Origin of the sequence: Meiothermus sp. (genome assembly GCF_026004115.1) — a bacterium.
Classification (GTDB): domain Bacteria; phylum Deinococcota; class Deinococci; order Deinococcales; family Thermaceae; genus Meiothermus.
Window position 1 is genome coordinate 1902501 of the sequence record NZ_BPIM01000001.1, and the last position, 20699, is coordinate 1923199.

Annotated in this window: 17 protein-coding genes; 3 read left to right on the plus strand and 14 right to left on the minus strand. The window is 58.3% G+C overall.

Features of this window, described 5'->3' with window-relative positions; genetic code table 11:
- Positions 1-140: 140 nt before the first annotated feature.
- The 9 genes from Q0X23_RS09210 to Q0X23_RS09250 all read right to left on the minus strand — a co-directional run bounded on the left by Q0X23_RS09210 (position 141) and on the right by Q0X23_RS09250 (position 13349).
- Positions 141-1094, minus strand: a complete 954-nt coding sequence (locus Q0X23_RS09210) for a response regulator (protein WP_297860011.1) — start codon at positions 1092-1094, stop codon at positions 141-143.
- Positions 1095-1270: 176 nt separating this feature from the next.
- Positions 1271-2008, minus strand: coding sequence for a DUF4388 domain-containing protein (locus tag Q0X23_RS09215; protein WP_297860012.1), 738 nt, complete (start codon positions 2006-2008; stop codon positions 1271-1273).
- A 96-nt stretch (positions 2009-2104) separates the two neighbouring features.
- Positions 2105-4873, minus strand: a complete 2769-nt coding sequence (locus Q0X23_RS09220; RefSeq protein ID WP_297860013.1) for a response regulator — start codon at positions 4871-4873, stop codon at positions 2105-2107.
- An 8-nt stretch (positions 4874-4881) separates the two neighbouring features.
- Complete coding sequence (locus tag Q0X23_RS09225; protein ID WP_297860014.1) at positions 4882-7200, minus strand: methyl-accepting chemotaxis protein; 2319 nt, start codon at positions 7198-7200, stop codon at positions 4882-4884.
- 14 nt (positions 7201-7214) lie between these two features.
- The gene (locus tag Q0X23_RS09230; RefSeq protein ID WP_297860015.1) at positions 7215-9482 is read right to left on the minus strand and encodes a methyl-accepting chemotaxis protein; all 2268 of its coding nucleotides are present in this window, start codon (positions 9480-9482) and stop codon (positions 7215-7217) included.
- Entirely contained in the window at positions 9479-10234 is a 756-nt protein-coding gene (locus Q0X23_RS09235) for an MHYT domain-containing protein (RefSeq protein ID WP_297860016.1), read from the minus strand. The genes Q0X23_RS09230 and Q0X23_RS09235 overlap by 4 nt, the downstream gene beginning before the upstream one ends.
- A 12-nt stretch (positions 10235-10246) precedes the next feature.
- Positions 10247-10717, minus strand: a complete 471-nt coding sequence (locus Q0X23_RS09240) for a chemotaxis protein CheW (RefSeq protein ID WP_297860017.1) — start codon at positions 10715-10717, stop codon at positions 10247-10249.
- 54 nt (positions 10718-10771) lie between these two features.
- Positions 10772-11128 carry a response regulator gene (locus Q0X23_RS09245; protein WP_119342155.1) on the minus strand — a complete coding sequence of 119 codons (357 nt, stop codon included), beginning with the start codon at positions 11126-11128 and terminating at the stop codon, positions 10772-10774.
- Between the two features lie 574 nt (positions 11129-11702).
- A complete protein-coding gene (locus Q0X23_RS09250) occupies positions 11703-13349 on the minus strand; it encodes a dynamin family protein (protein WP_297860018.1) in 1647 nt (548 codons plus the stop codon).
- A 713-nt stretch (positions 13350-14062) separates the two neighbouring features.
- Here Q0X23_RS09250 and Q0X23_RS09255 point away from each other — a divergent pair.
- Positions 14063-14416: a hypothetical protein gene (locus Q0X23_RS09255; RefSeq protein WP_297860019.1), complete on the plus strand. Its 354-nt coding sequence runs from the start codon at positions 14063-14065 to the stop codon at positions 14414-14416.
- A 524-nt stretch (positions 14417-14940) separates the two neighbouring features.
- Here the strand turns inward: Q0X23_RS09255 and Q0X23_RS09260 are convergent.
- From Q0X23_RS09260 to Q0X23_RS09270, 3 genes are all read right to left on the minus strand, one after another.
- A complete protein-coding gene (locus Q0X23_RS09260) occupies positions 14941-16866 on the minus strand; it encodes an AMP-binding protein (protein WP_297860020.1) in 1926 nt (641 codons plus the stop codon).
- Between the two features lie 305 nt (positions 16867-17171).
- Positions 17172-18032: a serine/threonine-protein kinase gene (locus Q0X23_RS09265; protein ID WP_297860021.1), complete on the minus strand. Its 861-nt coding sequence runs from the start codon at positions 18030-18032 to the stop codon at positions 17172-17174.
- Between the two features lie 40 nt (positions 18033-18072).
- On the minus strand, positions 18073-18750 hold the full coding sequence (locus Q0X23_RS09270; RefSeq protein WP_297860022.1) for a metal-dependent hydrolase: 678 nt from the start codon (positions 18748-18750) through the stop codon (positions 18073-18075).
- Between the two features lie 141 nt (positions 18751-18891).
- Between Q0X23_RS09270 and Q0X23_RS09275 the strand changes: the two genes are divergently transcribed.
- Together Q0X23_RS09275 and Q0X23_RS09280 are read left to right on the plus strand one after the other, a co-directional pair.
- Positions 18892-19521, plus strand: a complete 630-nt coding sequence (locus Q0X23_RS09275) for a transposase family protein (protein ID WP_297860023.1) — start codon at positions 18892-18894, stop codon at positions 19519-19521.
- On the plus strand, positions 19413-20012 hold the full coding sequence (locus tag Q0X23_RS09280; protein WP_297860024.1) for a transposase: 600 nt from the start codon (positions 19413-19415) through the stop codon (positions 20010-20012). Before Q0X23_RS09275 ends, Q0X23_RS09280 begins: the two co-directional genes overlap by 109 nt.
- A gap of 31 nt (positions 20013-20043) precedes the next feature.
- Here Q0X23_RS09280 and Q0X23_RS09285 read toward each other — a convergent pair whose 3' ends face one another.
- Complete coding sequence (locus tag Q0X23_RS09285; RefSeq protein WP_297860025.1) at positions 20044-20475, minus strand: DUF3809 family protein; 432 nt, start codon at positions 20473-20475, stop codon at positions 20044-20046.
- Complete coding sequence (locus Q0X23_RS09290; protein ID WP_297860026.1) at positions 20475-20678, minus strand: DUF3248 domain-containing protein; 204 nt, start codon at positions 20676-20678, stop codon at positions 20475-20477. The genes Q0X23_RS09285 and Q0X23_RS09290 overlap by 1 nt, the downstream gene beginning before the upstream one ends.
- Between the last annotated feature and the right edge of the window lie 21 nt (positions 20679-20699).

Genomic DNA, 20699 nt, shown 5'->3' on the forward strand with positions numbered 1-20699 from the left:
GATCCTCGCGCCAGCCTTCGTATTGGGGCGCAACGAAGAGAGTACCGAATACTCCAAATTCTGTCAACACCCCTGGGCAAGAACGAGCAACAAAATACGCAGGAGGTTTGAGGTCTCCTACGCGGATTATGGAATTTGCCTTACTCACCAAGCACGGCTTTGAGTTGCGGCATTTGTTTGAGTACCAGATAGCGAATGACACCCGTTCCGCCGGTGCCCCGTAGCAAGAGCACCAGTGAAGCCTTATCGCTGATACGGTTTACCATGACGGTTTTTCCAAGGTACTCGAGGCCGAGACTCTGGATAGAAGAGAGCTGGTATTTTTCACCCATAACGCTCGAGATAGAAAGCATGGTGTGGAGGTAAGTAGCCAGCAGGTCGGGCTCTTCAATAGTTTGGCCCGCCCAGGACAGCAATTGACCCGTATTGCTTATCACCAGAACACTTTCAACCTCGGGCTTGTCTAAAAAAGGCCGTAGCCCTTCCATCAGCGCTTGATGGGGGGGCTCTGCGTTGGCGGGCATGCTGGGCACAGGCGGAGTCGGTACAGGCGCTGCTTGGGGGAGGGTTGGGGGCTCAGCCTGGCTGGCTGTAATTGGTGCAGACGCGCTTGGAGCGGGGGTAGACGCAACAGGGGTTGGGGCTGGAGCTGCCATGAAAATGGGCGTTGCGGCTGGGCTGGGAGCTGGTGATGGCTCGCCGGTGGTAGGAGGTGCTTGCTTGGCGGCGCTTAGGGCACGCTCGATTTTGGGGAAAAGGTCGTCGGGGGTGAAGGGTTTGGAAACCACATCGAAGGCCCCCGCTTGTTGGGCTTGAGCCACCACGCCCTCGTTGATAATGCCCGAAATCAGGATAACCGGCACCCTTTTGGTGGACTCTCGCATCTTGAGCATCTGGCAGAGTTCAAAACCGCTCATGCCGGGCATGACCACATCGGCAATGACCAGGTGGGGTGTGTTGCGGCTGACCGCCTCGAGGCCTTGTTCGGCAGACTCGCTGGTCGTGACGACCAGGCCACGGGTGGACAACAGTTTCTCCAGCACTTTCCGTACGCTGGTACTGTCGTCAACAACTAGAACCTTGGCTCCTTGCATAACTACCTCAATGGTAGAACCATATGTGGTCTAAACTGGTGATGTGTGACCATTACCGCAAGAATGGGGTGAGAGCAACTAATCAGGCAGCCATTTCTTAAACCAAATCCAGGGGGCACTTTCCTTCCGGTGTGTGCCTGGGGGTCAACAAACGCACTGGATTAGGGTACGTGCACCTAATTGATGCCGTGTTGCCGATGATCCATCTCCACAGCCAGGGAAAGCAGGAGCTGATCGGTACTCTTGCGAATCGTGACGGGCTCCAGAAAGAAATCGGCTTCTGTCAGGGGTTCGAAGTGAAAATGACCTTTTTGTTGTTGCTCAGCTTGGAGCAACAGGTGTAATACTGCATCTTCGCCACTTTTTCCCATGTACTCGGCGTGGATGAGCTGGCCTTTGTTAAAGAGCCAACTGGCGCTGCTACCTTCGATCTCGACCTGCAAGCGCCCGGTTTTGGCCGATTTAGCCAGCCACTGGGCCAGCTCAAACAGGCTCATATCGCCCAACTGCCCCTGGATGCCGTGTTGTGCGACGGAATTGGCGGGTTCGGAGATGTAGGTCTTGCGGGTGAGCTCGAGGATCAGTTTATAAGCACTGCGTACTACCTCGGCCACCGGCGTATCGAGGGGCATGATCAGGTCGAGGTCGCTGGTTCTGGGTGAGGCGGTATCGTCGAGCAGGACAAAGGGCACCAGGTTGAGCTGGGGATCGGAGCGCACCATGTCGAAAAACTCCGCGCCGCTCAGATCGCTGAGCGAGGCGGTACTGACGATTACATCGGGCCGACTGCGCTCCAGGAGGGTCATGGCATAAAGGGCGCTGTCCTCAACCTGGACGTCAAACCCCGACAGGGAAAAACTGTCTTTGAGCGCGATGCCGCGCTCGGATTGACCGGTGAGGATCAGGGCTCTCATCAAAGAATCTCCTTTGTCAAGTCAGTGCTCCTGGTAATAGCTGTAAACGACTTTCCTGACGAACGGTTTTGTTGGGGATGCTGGATGGAGCTCCGGCTACACTCCCTGCAAAAACCTGTCTAATTCTACCTCGTCGGCGGGCTTGGTCAGGTAGGCATTTGCACCAAGCTCGACGGCCAGGTCGCGGTGTTTGGACGAGGCCCGGGTGGTCAGCACCGCTATGGGCAAGTGGGCGAGGTTGGGGCGTCGACGCACTTCTTCTAGCAATTCGAAGCCCGACATCCGGGGCATCTCGAGGTCGGTGACCACGGCCTGGAAGGGTTGCTGCTCCAGGAGCTCGAGGGCCTCCTGCCCGTCGGCTGCGGTAACCACCTGGTGTCCGGCCTTGCGCAGCATCTGTGCCACCACCTTGCGAACCGAGAGTGAGTCGTCCACCAACAGCACTGGCAACCGCCGGGTGGAGGCAGTCTCGATGCGGGTGTGGATGGGCATGGCGGTATCTAAGGAGAGAAGGCCGCTTGGACTCAAGACCAGGATGACCTCCCCGCTCGGTGCGATGGTCGCACCCATCAGGTGGGTTAACTCGGAAAGGGGCCCGCTAAGGGGTTTGACCAGGGCTTGTTGCAAGCCAATAAATCGCTCGACCGCCAGTGCGACCAGGGCCCCACCCCGACCTTCCACCACGGCCAGGTCGTACTCTTCCTGCGCTATGGGGGGTAAGCCCAGCAGCTTGCTGAGTGTTTTGATAGGAATGGGGCTGCCTTCGTAGATCACTTCCCGCTGGCCGGCAGGCGCGGTGAGCAGGGTCAAAAGGCTTTCGCGCGGAAGGGCGATCACCTGCCCTCCGGTCTGGAGCAACAGAATGTCCGAAACCACCAGGTTCTGCGGGACGCGCAGGCGGACGGTAGTACCCAGCCCATGGCGGGTTTCCACAGTCAGATCGCCGCGCAGACGACGGATGGTAGCCGCTACGGCATCCATGCCCACCCCGCGCCCGGCCACATCCGAGACCACCTCGGCGGTAGAGAGCCCGGAGATAAAGATAAGCTGAACGGCTTCCTCCGGGCGCAGGGCCTCCACCTGTTCTTGTGTAAGCAGGCCCCTTTCTACCGCTTTTTTCTTGACCGCCTCGAGGTCGATGCCCCGGCCATCGTCGCTGATTTCCAGCACCAGGGTGTTGCGCTGTTGCAAGGTGCGGATGGTCAGGGTCCCCTGGGCCTCCTTGCCTTTGGCCCGGCGTTCCTCCGGGCTCTCCAGCCCGTGAATGACCGCATTGTTGACCAGGTGGATGAGGGCTTCGGACAAGCCGTCCAGTAGCACCGAGTCAATTTCGACCTGCTCCCCCTGGAACTTTATCTGGACAGGTTTTGCACCGGCGATTTGTTGTATCTGGCGGGTAAGACGCTGGTAGAAGCGGCCAATGGGAATCAGGCGTGCGCGGTTAACTTCTTCGCGTAAGCTCTGGGAGAGCTTTTCGAATAACTCCGTTTCCTGGCGGAAAGCTTTGATCTGTTCACTCAAGCTGCTGCGAACCTCGGCCAAGTCGCTGGTCATCTCCTGGATGGAGCGGGCCAGGATGTTGAGGTCGTCGTAGCGGTCGAACTCGAGCTCGGAGAAAAGCTCCTGTACGGTTTTGCCCAGGGTGCTTTGGGCCTGGGGGGATTGGCCGGGGTTCTGGGCTTCCTGCGCCAGTGAAAGACGGGGGTTGAGGTAGCGATTTTCGAAGTCGGTGGTGGTACGTAAAAGTCGCTGCCGGGCTGTTTCCAGCAGGTTATCCATTTCCTCAAAGCGCTGGGCCAGCAATTCCAGGCGGGAGCGAGCCACCAGGGTTTCACCGGCCAGGTTGAGCAGGGCATCGAGGCGCTCGAGGCTCACCCGCACCGAAGCCGTGCTGCTGGGGCGGGCCCGCCGGGCAGGGGCTGTGGCCGCCGAAGTAGTGGCAGCAGGGGCTGCTTGCGCTTCAGGTCGAACTGGGGCTTCTCGACCCAGCAAAAGCGCCAGGTGGCTTTGTAGCTCAAAGAGCTGGTCGTTAAGGCTTTGGGCGGCCTGGGGGTCTTTGTCCTCGGCTACCCCAATCATCTTGCCCAGTACCTGCGCGCCTTCCAGCATCACCTGGGCTATTTCGTGGCTCCAGGTTCTCTGCCCCTCGCGTACCTCCACCATCAGGTCTTCAAGCTGGTGGGCCAGGGCACCGATGGGTTTGCAGCCCACCGAGTAAGCTGCGCCCTTTACCGTGTGCATGGCCCGAAACAGCGCCCGCAGGTGTTCGCCGCTCTCGTCACCGGACTGCAGGCTTGCCAGGATGTTGCCCACCTGGTCGAGGTTTTCCAGGGTTTCGGGGGCAAAAAACTCCCAGAACTCGGCGTTTTGCCTGTAGAACCCCTGTAACTCTTCCACCACCCCCGCCTTGGGGCTAGGCGGTAGTGGGACAGCTTCTTCGGTGGGTTCAGGGGTTTCTCGAACAAAGGCGTCGGGGTTGAGGGCGGTTAGCTCCTTGATCAGTTCGGCAGCCCCCAGCCGGCCTAGCTCGAGGCCTACCCGCCCTTCCTCGCCGTGGATGGCGATGTTTTCCAGTGCGGTAATCAGTACAGCCGTGACCTGGCCCATAAACTCGATGACTTTGGCCTGCTGCCCTTCGGTGTAATGGGGTGCGGCCTCCAGAATGCGCTCAGCCAGGGCCCCCAGGTTTGAAGTTTGGGGAAAACCATACAAGCCTGCCGAACCCTTGAGGCGGTGAGCCATCACCACCAGGGGCTCGTGACGACCTATGGCCAGGAACTCGGCGGCCTGCTCGAAGACCACCACAGTTTCCCAGGCCTCGTCGAGGAAACTTTGCAGCAGATCGGGTGTGGTCGTGGCGGACATACGGGCTCCTAGTCGGGCAGGCGGAAACGGCTCAGATTGCGGGCGAGCTCTTGTGCCAGCACGCGCATGGCCTCGGCGGACTGGCGGCCTTCCTGGCTTTCGGTTCTGGTTTGTTGGGCGGTGTGGGCAATTTTCTGCACAGCCTGATCTACCCGCTCCACCACCGATACCTGGCTCTGCGCCAGGCTCGAGATTTCCTGGGCCAGATTGGCGGACTGTGCGGCCAGCTGGGCGATTTCCTCGAGGCGACTCCCGGCGCTGTTGGCCACACCATAGCCGGTTTCTACCTCGCGCACCCCGTCTTGTACCAGCCCCACCACACGGGTAATGTCGCTTTGTACCTGCTGTACCAGATGGCTTACCCGGTTGGTCTCGCGGGCCGACTCCTCGGCCAGCTTGCGAATTTCGTCGGCCACAATGGCAAAGCGGCGACCAGCCACGCCTGCGCCCGCTGCCTCGAAGGAAGCGTTGAGGGCCAAAAGGTTGGTTTGCGAGGCGAAGTCCTCGAGCACTTTGGTAATGCTCTCGATCTCGGCTGAGCGCTGGGCCAGTGCGGTAATGCTCTCCGCGATGAGCTGCATTTCCGTACGAATGTCGCTCATGCCCGCAAGGGTCTGGGTCACTGCCTGACGGCCAAGCTGGGCCGACTCGAGGGTCTGGCGGGCGGCCTGAGCGGTGATGCCTGCGCTCTCAGCCATTTGGCGAATGCTGGAGGTCACGACCTGGGTCTGGTTTTGCACCTGACTCACTTCTTGGGCCTGCAAAAGCGCGCCCGAGGCAATGGAAGAAGTGAGCTGATCCATCTGAGCTGCGGTTTCGTTAACCGAGTCGGCGGCTTGCTTCACACCCTTGAGCAAGTAAGCAATTTCCTCCAGGGTGAGGTTGACCGCATCTACCACGTTGCCCAGCACATCATTGCTGACCTCGCCGCGCTTGGTCAGGTCGCCCTGGGCAATCTCGGAGGCAATGTCCAGGAAACGCCGTACGTTTTGCTGGAGTTGCAGCCCCCGCTGGCGTTCTTCCTCTTGTTGCTTCATCAGGCTTCGCAGGGTAAGGATAGACTGGTTAAGAGTCTTACCCACCAGCCCCAGTTCGTCGTTGGAGCGTATGTGTACGAGTGAGGAAAGATTACCTTCGCCCAGATGTGAGGCAGTTTTGGTTAGTTCGCGAACAGGCGCCAGGATGGAGTTGAGCACCCCCACAATCAGCCACAGAGCCAGTACCAGGGTCGAGACCACGATGAACAAGCTGAGTACCTGGTTGTTGACCAGCTGCCCCAAACGCTGATCGAGAACCACATTGAGCTGGGACAAACCCGCGTTGTTAACAGCAAAATAGGCATCGACAGGGCGGCTGAGTTGTTCGAAATATAGTGTGGGCCCCAAGGCAAACTGCTTGCTCAGCACTTCCCGCCGGGTCAGATCGGCCGCCGATTCGGTGATGGCCCGGGCCGAGTTCACACGTTCACTCAGGGTATTTCCCAGAATAGGATTGGCGGTCAGGGCATTTTGAACTGTCCGCTCTAAAGGGGCTGTAAGCGAGGCAATCTCGCCTAAGTTGGTGCCCCGGTTTGCCAGAGTGGCCAACAGGCCGCTCAAGCGCTTTTCTTGCTCAGGGGATAGCGCTTTGGATTGCAACGCGGTTGTGCCCAGGCCCTGGATTTGACTCAGCGCTTCCATCACCGGAGGTAGACGATAAACCACCGCGTCTACAAGCCAGTAACTTTGTTTGGTTGGATCGAGAAGGAGGTTAGAGCCGGAGGCAATCCTTTCGTTGAGGCTGAAGACCTGCTGTATCAGACGGGTATGCTCTATAAAGCTGCGATTTGTGCTTTGATTTACAGCCTGGAGGGTGTTCCAGTTGACTTTGAGCGTCTCCAGATCCTTGTCTAGACCGAAGGGATCGCCCTCCGCGCGGTTGATTTGTTGTAAGAGGGAAAGGCTGCGTTGTACTTCTTCGGCTTTCTTGCTGCGCTCTATGGCCAAATCCTGATTGCCCGACAGTACCGCAGCGCTCATTCCACGATGCTCGGCCAGGGCCTTAATCACACTGCTGGTGTACTGTAAGAAAAGCACGCCCTGCTTTTCCGCTCGCACAAAATTGATGTCGCTCTGCTGCTCGGAAACCAGTGAGAAGAGCAGATAAAAGATGGGGAAGAGCAAGGGGATCACCAGCAGGGCCAGCTTGTAGGAGACGCGAAGGTTGCCGAAAAACCCCGTGCTGGGGGCCTCGAGGGTTTCGGCATCCACGCGTACCTTTCGGCTCTGGGCCCCCAGGAGCCCCACTTGCTTAATCTCCACCTCTCGGAAGTCGCGCTGTAAAGCCATACAAGTTCCCCTGCTTATGCTGGCAGCCGGAAGCGGGTGAGGCTCTGGCTCAGCTGCTGCGCCAGAACCCGCAGTTCCTCGGCGGTCTGGCGGCCTTTGCGGCTTTCCTCGTCGGTTTGCAGGGCAGTGTTGTAAATATCCTGCACCACATTCGTCACTTCCTCTACCCGGCTCACCTGTTCCTGGGCCACTTCAGCTACGCGGCGTGCGGCCTCGGCGGATTGCTGGGCTAAGGCTGCGATTTGCTCGAGCTTGCTGCCAGCTTCGGTAGCGATGCGATAGCCCTGTTCCACCTCGCGGGTACCGCCTTCTACCGAGATCACTACGCCTTGAATCTCGGTCTGAATCCCCTTAACCAGAAGGCTGACACGCTGGGCTGCACGGGCCGAATCCTCGGCCAGCTTGCGTACCTGATCGGCCACCACCGCGAAGCGGGCACCGGCCTCACCGGCCCCGGCCGCCTCGATGGCAGCGTTCAGGGCCAGCAGGTTGGTTTGCTTGGCAATACGTCCAATGGTGTCCACCACCTCGGAAATCTCCAGAGAGCGGTCTGAAAGACCCTTGATGCTCTTGGAGATGCTCTGCACCTCGCGGCGAATGTTTTGCATGCCGCTCAGGGTGTTTTGCACCGCATCCTTACCTTCCAGTGCGGCTTCTTTGGCCTGCATAACCAGACCAGTGCCCTGCACGATTTGACCGGCCATGCTGCGAATAGTTTCGGTGGCATCGAGGGCTTCGATGCGTGCCCTGGCCGAAAGCTCGGCCTGCGATTCGGCTTTTTCCAGCACGCTTCCCGAGCTCAGGGCCATCTGCAAGGCACCCTGGTTTACCATCTCGGTCGCATTCTGTACCTGCTTGAGCAGGTAGGCGATCTCCTCAACCGTCAGGTTCACTGCGTCTACCACGTTGCCCAGCACGTCCTCGGTCACACGCCCGCGCTTGGTCAGGTCGCCTTGGGCAATGTCCATGGCCACGTTCAGGAAGGCCCCGATGTTTTCTTGCAGGAGCTGGCTTTGCCGGAGTTGTTCGGCGTCCGCTTCGGCTTTGGCCTTGAGCTGCGCGGTGGTTTCGTTGAAGGTGCGGGCCAGCGAACCGAGTTCGTCGGAGGATTGAACGGGTATCTGCACCCCAAGGTCGCCTTTGCGCAAGCGAAGCGAGGCGCTAAACAACTGCCCTAGTGGTCGAGTAATCGAGCGGGCTACCGCCCCAACCAGGCCAAAAGTAAGGGCCAGGAACAGAGCGAAGAGTACAAAGGTGATGAGCTGACCCCGTTGAAGTAAGAAAATGCGCTCTTCAAGACGGTTATCTAACTGGACAAGTGCCGCAAAGCCAAATTGGGTGAGAATATCTATGGCGGCACCTAAGGCTTGGTTGTAATCCTTGGCCGAGAAGCTCAGGCGTGTGGGCGAGACAATTTCGTTGATGGCCAGGACATAGGCTTCTCGAACCAGTCCCTCGGTCTGGCTGAGGGGCCCCGACAAGACCCTGGCGATCCTGGCGTCTTTTTCTGCTGCAAATGCGATCTGCTGTTTCAGCTCGAGGAGGTTCTGGCCAATCTTTACGGCCAGAGCGTTCACCTCGGCACGCTCATATGCGTTGGCAGTGCCTTTCTTGAGGATATTGAGGCCCAGGTTGTGCAGGCGGGCCAGATCTTCTCGCATGGCAGGGATGAGATTGACGGTGGAGGTGACGAGGTAATAGGTGTTGAGTTCAGGGTCGAGGATTAGTTGAGAGTTGTTGGCAACCCGAACAATCAGTTGTTGGATTTCGGCTAATAATGCGCCATGCTCTTCGAAATTGCTGACAGAGTCCAGGCCGATGGCTTGATCCTTGAGCCGGGTCCAGCTTCTCTTCAGGCTGGCAATTTGATCGCTGACAGCCATTTGGCCTTTGAGCTTTTGGTCAAGCTGGCTCAACGCCTCGAGGGCAGCGTCAACCTCGGCAGCTTTGCTGGAGATTTCCTCTTTAGAACCCTGCCCCACGAGGAACCGGTCTACGTTTCGGCGGTGCTGACCGATTTTCACCATGCTCTCGTAGAGTGCGGTGACGTACTGAGCACCGTCCGCCTCGTTCCAGGCGGAGTTGATACGGTATTGCTGGGCGTTGTGTACAGAAATGACCATTAGCGAAACCGGAATCAAGAATGCAACGCTGATAAGCAGCAGTTTTTGCCAGATTTTGAGCGAACCGAGCAGGCCCCCTACCTGCATCATCTGGGTAGGGGCTGCTGGGGTGGGGCGACGGGCCGGGCGTACGGCGGTTTTGGGGGTACGGCGGGTCATGCTTCAGCCTCCTGGGCTTTTTCTGCGGAGGTCTCGAGCAGCGAGGTCAGGAACATCGGCAGCCCCACGACCGCTACGGCCAGCAGCAAGAAGAGGTTGAGCGAAAGCAGGCTTCCACTGGCCACCATGCTGTGAATTTCTTCAGTGCCCGTTGCGGTAAAACGGGCTGCCAGCATGGCAGTGTAGTGCATGAAGGGGATGGCCGAGCCGGTGATGATGGCGGTGATCAGGTGGCGAAAAGGAACCAGATTAAATGCCGGGCTGGTGAGCGTCCAGATGCCAAAGGTACCCAGTGCGACTGCCACCAAAACCGAGAGCGCGACCATGGGAAGGTCGAAGGTCAGCCTGGCATCCAGGCGCATGGCGAACATACCCACGTAGTGCATCACACCGATGCCCGCACCCAGAAAAAACCCTGCACCCAGCACCTGGGTAAAGCTGACCTTAGATTTGCTGACCAACTGGAAGGCCGCCGCAGCGCCAAAAATAGCGAAGAACACCGAGGCCAGGGTAAGGAGGGGGTCGTAGGCTACCAGCATGTCGAGCTGTAAGGCGGTCATGGCAGTGAAGTGCATGGCCCAGACCCCCAGCCCAAAGGTGGCGGCGCCCATCCAGAGCCAGCCCCCACCGGTGACCCCTTGTCGCAGGCGGTTGATGACGGCCAGTGCGGCATAGGATGTAAAAATGGCAATCAGGAACGAAGCGCCCACCAGCAGGGGGTCGTGGTTCATGGGAAGATGTGTTTGTTCCATTAGGACAACTCCTTAGGCTTGAGGCAGGGGCCTGTTGAGGGTGTCGGGGGCCTGTGCCTGTGAAGATATCTGTACACAGAGCTGCGCGAAGAGATTGCGCACCTCGAGGATTTGCACGGTTTTGCCGTCCTCATCCAGAACTGCACTAAAAAGCGGATTGGGGCTGGGGGCAATCCAGGCGCCGCTCAGGTTGGTGCGCAGCCCCACCACCTCGTCAATCATGAAAGCCAGGGGTTGCCCTTCGAACTCGAGCAAGGCCGCAATACCTGAACCTGCGGGCGTGATTTGCAAAATGTGACTCAAGTCGAATACCGACACAATCTGGCCCTGGTTGCTCAAGAGCCCCAGCAAGGGTGGGGGGGCCAGCGGGACGGGAGCGGGCTGGGTCACTTCCAGAACCTCTTTGAAGGTTTTTGGTTCCACCCCCAGAAAAGTGTTGCCCAAGCGCAGCACCCAAATTTTGTCAACAGTGGTATTGATCATAGCCTGGCCCTTATGCCTTATCGGGTAGATCCGAATGGCTGGCTTACACTCCGCTTAGAGCAGTTCCTGGACTGCTTTGCGCAGGGCTTCGGGGGTGTAGGGCTTGGTCAGATAGCCATTGGCACCCTGGCGCTTGCCCCACTCAATATCGGTAGGCTCGCCCTTGGAACTAATGACCAGTACCGGGATGTGTTTGGTGGCCTCACTCCGGCGCAGGGAGCGCAGCACCTCGTAGCCATTGCGGCCCGGCATGACCACATCCAGCAACACCGCATCAGGCTTTTCGGCTTCGATGCGCTGCTCGACATTCTCGCTGCCCTGGTATAGCACCACCTGGTGGTACTGCGAAAGCGAGTGTTCAATGAGCTTCAGGTCGGCCAGGGAGTCGTCTACTGCGATCAGTTTTGCCATATTTTCCCTCCATCTTTGCGTGCGGAGAAGGTATGTCTGCCGAGAGGTATTTCCGCCCGCAATGTAATCTCAAGTTACGCGAAGCGTTACGCACACCCCGTGATGAATGCACACCGCAGTGGCACCCAGGCGTTACGTGCGGATACCCCCAAATGGGGGGTGGCTGTGGTGCAGGCTAGTGCAGGACGAGAATACGGCCTGTAGAACTTAATTTGCGCGGAACCCTATACAAGCACCCTCATATGGCTGGATTCAGCTTATACCGGATTCAAAAAGATAATCATCCAAACCAAAGATCCCCCAGAGGCTAACTTTTTGAATCCTAGAGCACACCCCTCCCGAACGGTCGGCGAAGAAAGCGTCTGCCTTCCAAAGGGGCTTACGCCCTCCGCAACGCGGATAACTTCCAAGGGGCGGTATCGCCCTCCGCAACGCGGATAACTTCCAAGGGGCGGTATCGCCCTCCGCAACGCGGATAACTTCGGCCCGGTTAGTTCACCGCCATCCGGCGCCTAACTAACCGAATCTGGTATAACATGGCCAACCCGAAGACACCATCTTGGATTTTACGGTATCAGCCCATCCGACGGCGCAGCTCGAGGGCCTCTTGTCTCAGTGCGTCGGTTTGCTGCATTTGGGCTAATGTAGTATCGCGGCTAGACTCCAGCCGGGCGCAAGGTGTGCGGTACAGGCTATTGAAGCGTTCACGGGTGCGCTGCATCTCGGTGTCCAGGGTCTCGCTCAAAGCCCGCTCGAGGGTGCTGCGTAACTCCGCCAACCGTTCGCGCAGGCGGGCTTTGGCGGTCTCTTTGCGACGGGGCAGGATGGAGGTAGCCAAAATGGCGCCAAACACCGTGGCGAAAATGCCCAAAATATCGAAGGCAATTTTTTGCGCCACCAGCAGGATGGTCAGGCCCAGCCCCATCACCCCCACTTCGGCCAGGGCGGTGCCGCGCAGGCTCTCCTGGATGAAGTCGCGCAACTGAATGGCCTCGGCCTCGGCATCGAAGGAGCGCAGGGCTTCTTCCAGGTTGCCTGCAATGGCGCGCTCTTCTGAACCGACCTGCTCGGTTTGCCGCAGGCCAGGTGCCTCACGCAATAGCGAGAGGGCATCCTCGAGCAGTTCGCGATCGCGCTTGGCCAGCCAGTTCATGGCCTCGAGTACCCGGCGCTCTATATCCTGGTTAGCCCCTTTGACCACATCGTCAATAAAGCTCTGCTTGAGTTTGCTGGATTGCAGCAACTCGAGAAATTTGGAGAAACGCACTTTTTCGTCCAGCCAGCGTTCACCCCTGCTGCGCACCTCGTCAATGGCTTGCAGCGCCAGTGCAACCTGTCCGCTAAAGTCGCGGCGGGTGCGTTCTTCATGTCGCCTGAGCAGGTTATCCAGCTCGCGGCAGGTAGCCAGCTGCTTCTCGGCTTCTTTGAGCTTATTTTCCAGGGCAGGTCTGGCTTCCTCGCAGAGCCGCGCCAATACCCCTAAGGGCGAGCCCAGCTTGAGGAGAGCAGCCTCGCGGGTAAGCACCTGCCGGATGTGGGCCTCGAGTTCAGGAATATGGCTTTGCGCCGCGTTGCCTTGCCGTGCCCGCCGTGCCGATACCGAAAAGATGGGAGGGATGTGTCCGAGGGTCTGATCGGCGCCTTTTTGCACGAACTCGAGCACCTGCCGCAACTCGGCCTCGGTGAGCAGGTCGATCTTGTTGATGACAAGCGCCACTTTCTTCCCCCAGGATCGAATGAAATTGAGAAAGTCGGCCTCGGACTGGGTGAAGGGACGGTCGGCGCTGGTAACGAACAAAATCAGGTCGGCGCGGGGGAGAAATTTCTCTGTCAAAACCTGATGGTGTTGCAAGATGGCGTTGGTGCCGGGGGTATCGACCAGCCGCACATCCTTGAGAAGCGGGTGCGGCAACAGAATGAGCACCAGCTCGGGGGACTGCGGCTCGAGTTTGGGTTCGGGGCCGTAGCCAATCAGGTTGATGCGGTCGGTGGTGGGCGTGACCCCCTCCTTCAAAAAATCGCCCCCCAGGAGCGCGTTGAGCAACGACGATTTGCCGCTATTGAACTCGCCAGCAACTACCAACAAGAAAGGGCCCTCCAGATCCAGCAAGGCTTGCTTGAGGGGCTCGGTTTCGATCCCCACTCGAGCCAATGCATCCAGCCCTCTGGCCAGCAACGCACGCACATCTTGGGCCAGGGCCAATGTTTTGGAATCCAACATGCTCAGTATTCTATCGTAGGGTTTTGTAAACGCCTCATGTCATTGCACTCTCCTGGGCTCATGTCAGCAGATCAGGTGGCGGAGAGTAACTTCCATGCATTAGCAGTAACACCCATGGACTCGCTTGATTGCCGCGTAGGATTCTACGATTTGGACAGAACATTTCAGCACCGATGCTTTTGACTCGAGTTGAGCGGCGCAGCTTCGAGCCAACGAGGCAACAGTCGGCATAGACGACTTTGTTTTGCAATCCTTCCTGTACCTGCGCTTGATTGAGGTGAAGGGGTGATGAAAATTTCGCGATGCGTTTATCTCGACAGATACTGGACGAGTAGTGATTTATAACTGTGGAACCTCGAGCATCCCCAAATACCGACAACTCAAATTCACTAGATGCCGGCGCAATTGATTAAGATATTCTCGCGGAAAATTTAACATCAAGAAAATGCGATGCGAAAGGCAAAAAAACGACTTTTTCGACTTCTATCGGCTGAATTGAAAATTCACCCAGAGGTTGTACTTGACATGCGAAAACTACACAACATGTAGTATAGTAATTGGCAGTGGAGAAACAATCTAACAGCAACGCTCGTCCACATTTCGCACAATGCCTGAATCCTGGGTATGTGCAATGGGCGAATCATCCGCTGGATGGCGCATGATTCGAGGGTCTCTGCTGGGATGGCTCCACTCTAATCTAAGGAGGAATCTACATGACTGAACAACCAAAACCTGCACCTGCCAAAAAGCCCGCTGCCAAGAAAGCTGCTGCTAAGCCCGCAGCCAAGAAGCCTGCCGCTAAGGCTGCTGCAAAACCTGCACCTGCCAAAAAGCCCGCTGCCAAGAAAGCTGCTGCTAAGCCTGCAGCCAAGAAGCCTGCTGCGAAAGCCGCTGCCAAGCCTGCTGCCAAGGCCGCTGCGAAACCCGCCGCCAAGGCTGCCCCTAAAAAAGCCGCTGCCAAGCCTGCCGCTGCGAAACCCGCCGCCAAGGCTGCTCCTAAAAAAGCCGCTGCCAAGCCTGCTGCTGCGAAAAAGGCTGCTCCCAAGAAGGCGGCTGCCAAGAAGTAAATCGCTAAATTTTTGTAACCGACTCCGCACAGGAGTCGGTTATTTTTTTTGACCTCGAGAACTCTTCAACCGAAGATTGGCGCTTCTACAACATATTGTTCACCGAATCCAAAATTCGGCGCATGTATGGGTAACACACTTTTGATCGTGGTGTTATACCAGATTCGGTTAGTTCGGCGCCGGATGGCGGCGAACTAACCCGACCGAAGTTATCCGCGTAGCGGAGGGCGATACCGCCCCTTGGAAGTTATCCGCGTAGCGGAGGGCGATACCGCCCCTTGGAAGGGAGACGCTTTCTTCGCCGACCGTAAGGGAGGGGTGTGCTCTAGGATTCAAAAAGATAGCCTCTGGTGGTCTTTGGTTTGAATGATTATCTTTTTGAATCCGGTATTAGAAAGGTAGCGAGGCATTTGAACAACTCAAGCAGGGTGCGGTTTGCACAGGTGCTTCTAGAAGGATGTTTCCTTGCCGTCTCGCCCAGGGTGATGGGCAGACGCGATTTACGTTCTTGAAGCGATGCAGCATTAGCTGGAGGATTTCTGAATGGCCTCTACTGCTTGAGGGTTCTCGAGGGCCGATAAGTCGCCGGGGTTTTGTCCCAAATAAGCAGCTCGAATCACCCGACGCATCACTTTGGCGTTGCGGGTTTTGGGTAGGTCGGGGACGAAAAGAATTTTTTCTGGCTTGAGGGCCTTGCCTAGGCGATTGGAGATAGTTTCGCTGATGGATTTCTCCATTTCACTGCTGGGGGTATTCTCTTGTCGCAACACCACAAACACCACGGCGGCCTCACCCTTGACGGGGTGGGGAATGCCAATGGCGGCGGCTTCCTTCACCGCTGGATGCTCGACGGCAGCACTCTCGTATTCGGCAGGGCCGACCCTTTTGCCAGCAATTTTGAGGGTGTCGTCGCTGCGCCCTTGGATCATCCAGTGACCCTCCCGATCCAAAATGGCCCAGTCGCCGTGCACCCAGATATTCTCGAAACGACTCCAGTAGGTGTCCAGGTAGCGCTCGGGAGCCTTCCAGAAACCTTTGGTCTGCCCGGGCCAGGGCCCCATCACCGCCAGCTCGCCTACCTCGTCCCGCACGGGCTGTCCGGTACTGTCCAGTACTTCAGCATGAATCCCAGGCACGGCGGTGTTGAACCCCATGGGCTTGATGGGCCGCCAGGCCGTGCAGCCCAGGATACCCCCACCAATTTCGGTGCCGCCGGAGTAGTTGATGATGGGGACGCGACGCTGGCCAACAGTTTTGAAGAACCAGAGATAAGGCTCCAGGTTCCAGGGCTCGCCGGTGGAGCCCAGCATCCTTAGCTTGGACAAATCGTGTTTGAGAACGTGTTCGTCACCCGAGGGCATCAAGGCCCGCACCAGGGTGGGGGAGAGGCCCAGGTGCGTGACCCCGTGCCGCTCGCAGAGGGCCCACAACCGGCTCGCATCTGGGTAGTCGGGGGCCCCTTCGTAGAGCAGCACCGTACCGCCGATGGTCAGTGCACCCAGGATGGCCCAGGGTCCCATCATCCAGCCCATATCGGTAAACCAGAACAGGGTCTCGTGCTTTCGCAGGTCGAAGAGATGGGCCATGTCCTGAGCGGCTTTGATGGGAAAACCGGCATGGTAATGCACGGTGCCCTTGGGTTTGCCGGTGGTGCCGGAGGTGTAGATCAGCATGAAGGGATCCATGCTGTCCATGGGTTCATAAGGGGCCCTCGAGGGCTGTTGGGGAACGATTCGATCCCAGGCCACCTCGTTGGGCGCTAGCTCTACGTTCCCAAAGCGGCGTACTACCAGGAGCTTTTCCACGCTGGGCGAAAGGGCGGCGGCAGTGCGGGCGTTGCCCAGCAGCTCGACCCGGCTCCCCCGACGGTAGAAGCCATCGGCGGTGATAATCAGCCTGGCCTCGGCATCCTGAAGGCGGGTGGCGGCTGCCTCGGCGGCATAGCCCGAGAAGATGGGTACAAAAATCGCGCCGATCTGGGCCACGGCCAGGGCACTGATGGCGGTCTCGGGGAGCATGGGCAGGAAGAGGCCCACCCGGTCTCCTTTACCGATACCCAGTTCTTTTAGCGCATGGGCAGCCTGGGCTACGCTGGCCTCGAGCTCGCCATAACTCAACCTCACAACAGCGCCGTCTTCCCCTTCCCAAACAAGGGCCGGGTCGTGGGGCCGGGTTCTGGCATGGTGAAGGGTGTTATAGGCCAGGTTGAGCTGCCCCCCCACAAACCATCGAGGCCACTGTGGGCCCTGCGAAACATCGAGTACTTCTCGATACGGAACCAACCACTTAATGCCCAGAAGTTGTAGGGTGGCTTCCCAGAAGGCCTCGGGCTGCTCGATGCTAAAGCGGTATAGCGCTTCGTAGCTAGCCAGCTTCAGGTGCTTCAGCATGGCTTCGACGTGACTGCCGTGTTTGTAATTGTCAGATGGGAACCAGATGGGTTCGCTCATAGCGGGCCTCCGTACGCCTTTCTACAGTTTATTGCGAGGAGGAAGGCGACATTGCAACTGGAGTATGTAGATTGCTTTTTAGGGCGGCTCCCACAAATACTCGGTATGGGGGATTTGCCAGTACAGGTGCGGCTACCCTCTCTCGCTACAGGCAGAGGAAGAGCGTTCAACAATAAAAGCCTTTTATTCAGCGCGTTATTTAGGAGGCCTGTCCCGAGCAAGAGCGCGGTCAGGATGCTCTCAAGGTAGACGACGTTCGAATCAGACGGTGGGGGCCGGTTGATCGGGCTCCTTGAGGCCCAAGTCTAGCGTTTGCGAAACAAGCCGAACAACCCTTTGCCCTTGGGGGGTTTGTCCTCCCCGGTGGTTTTGTTGTTGGGTTCGGCCTGGGGGGTGCCGCGTACCACTTGCAGAAAGGCTTTGGGGGTGGCGCGGATGGCAGGGTCTTTGGTCAGGAGGTTGCGCACGATCCGGTCCAGATGAGGGGGAAGGTTGGTCGGCGGAGGTAGCTTATGCAGGTGGGCATAAGAGAGTTCTTCCAGGTTTTCGCCCACAAAGGGCCGTTTGCCCACCAGCAGCTCGAAGGCCATCACTCCAAATGAATAGGCGTCCGAGGCAGGGGTTGCGGGCTCGCCCAGGAATAGTTCAGGGGCCATGTAGAAGGGGCTTCCGGCCCGCTCCAGGGGCTTGGGGTTTTCGCGGGTTTTGGCCACCCCAAAGTCGCCCAGTTTGAATAGCAGACCGTCAATGAAAATGTTGGAGGGCTTAACATCCTGGTGGATGATGCCGCGGTCGTGGAGGTAGATGAGGGCCTGGGCAATTTGACACAGGCACTCGAGGGCCACCTCGTGGCTCAGGGGGCCTTTTTTGAGGCTATCCTCGAGGGTGCCTTCCTCGAAATACTCCAGCGCTAAAAAAGCCCCTTCCCCTTCGGGCCGGCCCGAAAGCCCGCGCACCAGGTTGGCGTGGTTGAGCGTCAGCGACAGCGCCACTTCCTGGGCAAAGCGCTCGGTAAGGGCCCGGTCGGTGCGCACTTCGCGGCGGGGTACCTTGAGGGCTACCTTGGTGCCGTCGGGGGCGTGGGCCAGGTACACCTGTGACGACCGTCCCAGGCCCAGGAGCATCTCGAGCTTGTAGTGTTGGCGGGTCAGTCGGCGATAGTCCATGCGGTTTCCAGGTACGCTTGGTATTTCAACACAGGTTGCGTTACGAAAGGGTTATGTGCTCCCCTGGCTGGAGAGCCTTTCCACCTACCCCCAGCAGGCCTGCCCGCTGGACAAAGGCCGCGCCATCCTGAGCAATGGGAGGGAAGGTGTTGTAGTGCACAGGTAAAACTTGCTTGGCACGGATCAGCTCGAGGGCTTTCAAGGCATCGTCGGGCCCCATGGTGAAGTGGTCGCCGATGGGCAGAATGGCCAGATCCACACTATACGGGGCCACCAGCGCCATATCGCTGAAGAAAGCTGTGTCGCCGGCGTTGTAGATTCGCTTGCCAGCCAGTTCCAGCACGAAGCCCTGGGCCAGCCCGCCGTAGGTTCCGTCCGGGAACGACGAGGAATGCCAGGCCGGAAACCACTTCAGCCAGCCGCCCTTAAACTTGTGGGTGCCGCCCAGGTTCATACCCACGCCCTTGCCTCCCTGCTTTTCGGCGTAGCTCACGATTTCATAGTTGGAGACAATGGGGGCTCCGGTGCGCTGGCTAAGAGCCACGCTGTCGCCATAGTGGTCGCCGTGGGCGTGGGTCAGCACAATCAGGGTGGCCTCCACCTGGTCAGCACTCAGGGCCGCCTTGGGGTTACCGGTGAGGAAAGGATCCACCACAATGCGGGTGGTGCCGTCGCTAAAGAGAAGGGCTGAGTGTCCCAGATAGCGTACTTCGACCACGGTTCCACCTCCAAGTGCTACCAGTATAAGCTGCTGGCGGGTTTCAGTTGTACCTCTCTAGGCTTTGCGTAGGCTTTTATCATATGCAGTATGAACGAGCCAAGAGAAGCGAAAGGTATACCCAGCCCAATACCGTACTTGATGGAAGTACCCGACTTGAGAGCACATAACCGTAGGTATGACTGGCGAATGCTGTTCATGCTGGTGCTGATGGGTTTGGGGAGTGGTCGAACGAATATTCTGGCCATAGCCCAGTGGATCGAAGATCAACGGGACTGGCTGCTGGTGATGGGATTTGGTCGAGGAAAAACAGGCCGGGCACTGCCCGCTCAGGCGACTCTTTATCGGTTCTTGTGGGCCTTGGAGAAAGAAGCAGAGGCTTTGGAAAGGGCCTTGAAGGCCTGGGTAAAGGATGTGTTGAAGGTGTTGGGTCAAGGCGGTGGGCTCAAAGAGTTGGGTTTGTTGGAGATCAGCCTGGATGGTAAACACCTCAAGGGCAGTGCCAGGGGCGGGGTGGGGGATAAGGCCATCGTATTGGTCTCAGCCTATCTGAGCCGGTTGGGTCTAAGCCTGTTGCAAAGCAAAGCTGTGGGAGATGAGGCGGTAGCCGGACAGCAGTTGATGATGCAGTTGGGGGCTGACTTGTCGGAGATCAGCATCCCTTGGGTGTTGACGGGGGATGCCGCCCATACGGAGAGCCAGACCGCCAAAGCCATCTTGCAAAAGGGGGGCACTACTTCCTCGCGCTCAAGAATAACCAGGCCGAGTTGAAGGATTGGGCTGAACATTTGATGCGATACCCCGTTGACGATGAACACGCGTACCATCAGGTACGCAGTGGCTCGCTGTGGGTTTGGCGGGTCCGCTCCACCGCTCAAATCCCGGTCGAGAAAGATTTATCCTTTCCTGGTCTACAACAAATCGTTCAAATCTATCGCCACAAGACCCACAAACGCACCGGTGCCATCTCCGAAGAGACTCACCTTGCCGTCACCAACCTAAGCCCTACTCAAGCGGATGCCGCTACCCTGGCCCTCATCAGCCGTAACCATTGGGCTATCGAGAACAAGCTCCACCACAAACGGGACTCCGTCCTTGCTGAAGATGCTTGTCGCACCCGCAAAGCTGCCCAAGCCCTGGCGGCTTTGCGCAACCTCCTCCTGGGCTTCCTTCACCAACTCAGCAGACCCGTCCTTCGCAGCGTTCGCAGCTTTTCCGTCCAACCCATGCTACTGTTTCGCTGGCTCAATGGTTGTATATGATAAAAGCCTGGGCTTTGCGAGGACATGAGCTTCAGACCTGCGCCAACCGCGCCAAGACCCGCTCCACATTGCGCTCGAAAGCAGCCTCGGCCAGGCGTCCCAAAGCCCGCCCCCCCCATTTTTCTCCCTGGGGCAAGGTGGCATGGATGCGCAGGGTAAGCCGGTAGTCAATCCCTCCCGCAACCACCTCACCAAAGCCCTCGAGCTCGGCCCAGAAGGCCGGTGGATCGGGGAGGGGCAGGGCCTCCAGTTGGGCTGCAAGGCCCTCTGGATGAATACGGCTATGGAAGGGAAAATGGATTTCCCCAAACAGGGGGGCCTCGGCCACCAGATAGCCCCGCAGGCTGGTGTCCTGGCGGGTCAGCTCACCAAAAGGGGGCTTGCCGGCGAACACCCGCTCGGGCATGAGCAGATGTTCGGGGGGTTCGGGCAAGTGCAGGCTGAAAGATTTTTCCAGGACCATCAGTTAACCCACTCAATCCGAAATTTTCCAGCCTGTGCGAGCTGTTCGATTTCCTCGTCGGTTACATTTCGCAGGCGGGCCAGGTGGCCAAACTCGGGGGCCGCCGAGGCCAGCCCCACCCGCACGACCAGCACCTCCTCGCCTTCGGCCTTGCCGATGCGCCAGACCAGATGATTCCCCAGCCGCTCGAGCAGGTCGTCCATAGCCTATAGCGTATCGGGTGG